General features: G+C 43.5%; 3 protein-coding genes. All 3 read right to left on the bottom strand.

Annotation, left to right across the window (positions count from 1 at the left end; all coding sequences use genetic code 11):
- Window positions 1-51: 51 nt before the first annotated feature.
- The 3 genes from BV214_RS10650 to BV214_RS10640 are packed head-to-tail and all read right to left on the bottom strand — an operon-like array spanning window position 52 to window position 6,096.
- A complete protein-coding gene (locus tag BV214_RS10650) occupies window positions 52-3,552 on the bottom strand; it encodes an efflux RND transporter permease subunit (protein WP_086477492.1) in 3,501 nt (1,166 codons plus the stop codon).
- A gap of 7 nt (window positions 3,553-3,559) precedes the next feature.
- Complete coding sequence (locus BV214_RS10645) at window positions 3,560-4,729, bottom strand: efflux RND transporter periplasmic adaptor subunit (protein ID WP_086477491.1); 1,170 nt, start codon at window positions 4,727-4,729, stop codon at window positions 3,560-3,562.
- Between the two features lie 29 nt (window positions 4,730-4,758).
- A complete protein-coding gene (locus BV214_RS10640) occupies window positions 4,759-6,096 on the bottom strand; it encodes a TolC family protein (RefSeq protein WP_086477490.1) in 1,338 nt (445 codons plus the stop codon).
- Window positions 6,097-6,114 lie beyond the last annotated feature (18 nt).

Genomic DNA, 6,114 nt, shown 5'->3' with positions numbered 1-6,114 from the left:
CATTTACTGGTAAAAATAAAGCGAGCAATTGAAAGTTGCTCGCTTTGTGCTTTACGGGGTAGCCTCCAGGGCGGTGGGTTCCGCCTTGTGATGTACCTTATTGCGCCATAGGGCAATTTTTATTCTATAGGTAATATGGAATAAAACAGGAACAATAATCAGGGTGAGGAAGGTAGCTACGATCAATCCAAAGATCACCGTCCATGCCAGGGGCCCCCAGAATACCACGTTATCCCCCCCTACGTAGATATTGGGGTTGAAGTCCGTAAACAAGGCGAAGAAATCTATGTTGAGTCCAATCGCCAAGGGAATTAGTCCAAGCACCGTTGTAATGGCCGTAAGGATTACGGGGCGTAACCTTGCTTTTCCTCCCTGAATAATAGCTTGCGTTGCCTGTTCCCTGTTTAAAAGGGCATCGTCGTCCAGATTTAGTTTTACTTTCTTTCGGTCTATCAATATTTGGGTGTAATCTAATAGGACCACCCCATTGTTTACCACAATTCCGGCCAGGGAAATAATTCCCATCATGGTCATCATAATCACAAAGGACCAGCCGGTAATCATGATTCCTCCAAAAACACCAATTAAACTGAGGAAAATAGCGATCATAATGATCAGGGGTTTGGAAATGCCACCAAACTGAAAGATCAGAATCAACATTATTAATCCTAATCCAGTAAAGAAAGCACCAACAAGGAAGAGCATCTGTTTGTTCTGCTCTTCAATCTGTCCGGTGTAATCAATTTTCACTCCCGAAGGCAGGTCCTTAAACTCCTCCATTTCCTTTTGTATTTCGGCAACGATTGCCGCCGCATCGGTAAAGCCGGGTTGTAGTCCGGAGTAAACCGTTACCACACGCTTCCCGTCTCGGTGCTTTATAGCACTAAAGGAAGAGGTGTTTTTTTCCGTAGCAATGGCAGATATTGGAATTTCCTTAATCTGTCCCGTAGCTTGGTCCCTAAAGATGATATTCTGATTAAAAAGGGCACTTCTGTTGTAACGGAGGTCCTCATTAAAACGCACATTGATATCGTAATCGTCCCCATCCTTCTTATATACGCCCGCTTTCTCACCAAAAATAGACCTTCGCAATTGGTTGCCTACCTGTCCCACGGCAACACCCAATTCTCCCGCTTTTTTTCGGTCTACCAATACTTGCATGGAGGGCTTACTCTTGTTAACATCAATTTTAATCTCCTCTATTCCTGCAATATTTTTGGAATTGATGAAGTTTCTAATGTTTTCCGCAGTGTTTATCAGCTCGTTATAATCCTTGCCTTCCAATTCTATATTGATGGGGTAACCTGCTGGGGGGCCATTGGCATCTTTCTCTACGGAAATGGCCACTCCGGGATAAATACCGCTTAATCCATTCTGAACTTTAGCTCGGATATCCTCCGTGTCTAATCCTTTACGGTATTTAAACTCGCTAAAGTTCACGGTGATCTTTCCTCTATGCGGCATTTCGGCGGCAGATCCTCCATCGGTAAGCGGATTGCCCGCTCCTTCCCCTACTTGTGAAACGGCCGAGGTTACCATAAAGTTCTCGCCATTGTCCATGTATTCCTCACTGTTGATGATGTCGTAGACCTGTTTCTCTACGGCCAGTGTTAACTCATTGGTTTTTTCAATGGAGGTGCCTTCGGGGTATTCTATATAGACATAGATCTCATTGGGTCTATTGTCTGGGAAGAATTCAATTTTAGTACGTCCACTTCCTACCGATACTCCAAACAACATGAATACCCCTACCAGTAGAAAGGCGGTGATTCCAAAGTACCAGTATACATTTTTACCGCGCAAGGCGTGCACCAATCGTTTCTCATACCAGTTTTCGAAGCGAGACATGGTGGTTCTCTGGAATCGGTTGGCCCATCGTTTTATTAGGAATTTATAGGCCCAGAACATGGCTGCAGTAAGGATCATTACGGATCCAAATCCGCGCATCGCTCCGCCAAAAAGTAAAATCAGCAGTCCAAAGCCTCCTAAAATGATGCTAATGCGAATGAGCTGCTTTACGGTGAGTTCCTTCTCATCTGTATCCATAAACTTGCTTACCAGCATGGAGTTCATAAAGATGGCCACAAATAGGGAAGACCCTAGAACCACAGAGAGGGTAATGGGGAAAAATATCATGAACTGTCCAAAAATACCTGGCCATAGCCCTAGTGGTACAAAGGCAGCCACCGTGGTAGCCGTAGAAATAATGATGGGAAAGGCAATCTCCCCGATTCCTTTTTTGGTGGCTTGGATCCTTGGCATGCCCTCGTCCATAAGACGGTACACGTTTTCTACCACCACAATCCCATTATCTACTAACATTCCCAGTCCCATAATCATTCCAAAGAGAATCATGGTGTTCAGTGTGTACCCCAACCAGGATAATATCATAAACGACATAAACATGGACATGGGAATCGCAAACCCTACAAAGAGGGCATTCCTAAAGCCTAGGAAGAACATTAGTACGGTAACCACTAGGATAATCCCAAAAATAATGTTGTTAACCAAATCGTCTACCTGGTTTAGGGTTCTGGTAGAGGAGTCATTGGCAATGGAGATATGTAAATCTGCCGGAAAATAATTGGCTTCGTTGTATTTTACAATTTCCCTAATCTTATCGGCGGCAGAGATGGCATTCTGGCCGGCTCGCTTTTTAACATCCAACATCACTACGCTTTCTCCAAATTCACGTGCATAGGTTGTTTTTTCCTTCTCCCTAAAATGGACGTCCGCAATATTCCTAAGATAGACGGCCCCGTTCTCAGATTTTACTACAAAATCCTTCAATTCCTTGGGGTCTTCCACTTCGCCCAGTATCCTAATGGTACGGCGTTGTCCGCTAGCCTGTAAATTTCCGGCAGACATGGTCATGTTTCCGTTTTTTATGGTCTGGATTACATCGTCAAAACTCACTTTGGCCGCCATCATTTTGTAGATGTCCACGGCTATTTCTACCTCCTTTTCTTGGGCACCACGGATATCGGCCTTTTTTATTTCTGGAAGGTCTTCTATTTCATCCTGAAGATATTCGGCAAACTCCTTTAATTTCTCTACGGGATAATCCCCAGTGAAATTTATGTTCATAATGGGCACTTCCTCGGAGAAATTGAGGTCAAAAACGTTGGGTTCTACCTTGGCCCCGTTAAAAGTGGGCCAGTCTTCACTAGCTTTCTCGGAGTCTACTTCGTCTTTTACCTTTTGCTTGGCAGATTCAACCGTGATTTCCTCATCAAATTCTACCGTTATTATCGCATAGTCTTCCTGGGAGGTAGAAATTACTTCTACCACATTGCTAACGCTTTTTAGCCGGTCTTCTAAGGGATCCGTAATTAGACGTTCAATATCCTCGGCCGTATTTCCTGGATAGGGGGTGCTTATATAGATCTTGGTCTCTATGATTTCTGGAAAATCTTCCCTTGGCATAGCAAAGTAAGACTTTAGTCCAATCCATAGAAAGATACCGATCATCACATATATTACGGACGGATTATCTATAGCCCAGGAGGACAGCTTAAATTCTTTGTCTGTTTTCTTTTGTAAGTTGCTCATGGACTCCCTAATTAATTATTTTTACTTTCTGTCCATCCTTTACGCTCCGTGCGCCTTCTTCAATAATATGATCGCCGTGGGCCATTCCTGAAATTACCTCTACCATCCCATTTTGTGTTTTTCCTGTAGTGATAATTTTCCTCTTTGCCACCGCCTCATTAAGATCGTTGAGGTCTTCCGCTACAAAGGCGTATTGCTCCCCAGCCGCATTTTCTGAGATGATGCTAGCGGGAATGAGTATCGCATTTTCATTGGTGTAATCGTTAATGAGGACCCTTGCCGTTAGGTTGGGCTTAATGTCTCCATTTTTATTGGGTACAGGAATTTCTACCGTATAAGAGCGATTGCTGGGGTTTATGTAGTTCCCTGTTTGTCTTATGTACGTAGTGATGCTGTCTCCCAGTATGGGAAAGTACACCTTGGCCTCCTTGCCTTTTACCACACTTCCCAAATAGGCTTCTGGGACCTCTACATCTATATACATTTCTGATAGGTTCACAATGCGGAATACCTCCGAACCCGGACCTGGGGATACCACCGTTCCTTGTTCCCTGATCACATCATCTATAATACCCGAAAACGGCGCTGTAATGCTGTATTTGCTTAGCTGACTTTCCATTTGTTCTACCGTGTTTTTGGAAGCCTGGTAGTTGGTCTTAGCCTGTAGGTATTGAATTTCGGAGCCTATCTTTTGGTCCCATAACCGCTGTTGGCGTTCATATGTGGTCTTGGCCAATGCTGCCTGAGTTTTTAACTGCTCTAATTGACTAAACATGCCCCCATCGTTTATAGTGGCCAAAACCTGCCCTTTGCGTACTTTTTGTCCCTTTTCTACATAAACCTTTTCCAGGGTACCTTGCATCTCGGGATAGATCAATACATTCTGCTTGGTCTTTACATCGCCTTGTAAGGCCAGGTAATGATTAAATTGTTGAGCATTGGCCTCCACTACGGATACCAAGGGCAAGTTCTTATTGCCTTCCAGGGATCTTATGACGGAGTCTAACCGCTCTATCTTTTGATTATAGAGCTGTTGCTCTTCGGAGAGTTGCTTTCGTTTGGACCGAAGTTCGGTTAAATTACTTTCTGAAATTAGCTCGTCTACGGATTTTTGATTGTCCGATCCACAGGAGAAAAGAAGGAGTCCTGCAGCTATTATAAAGGTTACGTTTTTCATGAGTTGCTGTTTATTCCGGGATAATCGTTTTATAATTTTACGTTTAGGACCGCTTCCAATTCGGTCTTTTTATTGATCACCTCTACCATGGACTGGAGGTATTCTTGCTGGGCATTATACAATTGGGTTTGGGCCTGTCGCAGCTCGAAGCTAGAAGCAAGGCCTTCCTCATATTTAATTTGGTTCTTGCGCTCTATACGCTCTGCGAGGCCTAAATTCTCTTTGGCAGTGGTATACTCTTCTATGGAAAATAGGTAATTGCTTTTCGCCGTTTTGTATTGTAGGTTGAGGTTTTGTTGCGTTTCTAAGAGTTGTGTCTTTGCTTTATCTACCGCAATTTTCGCCCTTTGTGTCTTGGCGCTTCTCCCCAGAGAGCTAAAAATGGGAATATGAAGATCTACTCCAACTACGGAGGCATCGAACCAATCTGCCTCCTTGCTCAAAAAATTAAAGGAATCGCTATAGGCAGTACTTCCATAATTTATAAAGGCATTAAGGGTGGGTAGGGCCATGCTTTTTTGTAGTTTTAACTCTAGCTCCCTTTGTTGGAATAAATTGGTGGCAATTTTAAAATCTACATTGTTGTCCAATACAAAATCGGTCTCTAAAAGATCGGGTCTAATCTGTTGCTGTGCCAGATCGTTTAGATTTTCCATGAGCTGGGTGGGGGTGTTGATGTCCAAGCCCAGCATTAGGTTTAGCATTTGTAGGGTGATCTCTTGGAGACGTACAGAATTCTTTAACTGATTATCTATAGAGGATAGGGTAATTTGTAGCTGTTCTACACTTTCTTCCTCTCCCAGACCGTTTTCATAAAGCTTTTGAGTCTCCATTAAATTCTGCTCCAAATTGGCTTTGTTCTTATTGAGGATGGAAATACTCTCTTGGGCCAATAGTACATTCCCATAAGCTTCCACAATGGATTTGCGAATTTCCAGATCTGTTTTCTCCTTGTTGTTTTGGCTGTACTTAAGGAAGGTTTTTGCAGCTTGGATCCCCACTATATAGGAACCGTCGAACAATTGCTGCTTTAAAGTAGCTGTGGCACGGGCCGTTTGTGGCTGACCAAAGACGATAGGGATAAAGGTGCCTGGCTCTCCCCCTCCAAACTCGGCAGGTATTAAGGAGACTTGTTGTTTTAACTGATTTTGGTAGCTGATGTCTCCACTTATTTGAGGCAAACCAGTGGCGATGGTTTCCCATTTTTGTTTCTCGGCATCCCTTAGGTCCCTGCCCGCATTAATGGCATTGTAATTATTTTCAAGGGCAAATTCTACCGCTTGATCCAGGGTAAATTTATACGCTTGCTCTTGGCCATTGGCCCAACTAAGCCAAAGCACTAAAAGTATGGTTAGACTATTTCTCATAAAAGTTTGTTTGCGGTT

The sequence above is a fragment of the Arenibacter amylolyticus genome (assembly GCF_002150785.1).
GTDB lineage: Bacteria > Bacteroidota > Bacteroidia > Flavobacteriales > Flavobacteriaceae > Arenibacter > Arenibacter amylolyticus.
Note: the sequence above shows the minus strand (reverse complement) of the source record. Positions and strands in the feature narration are given on the sequence as shown.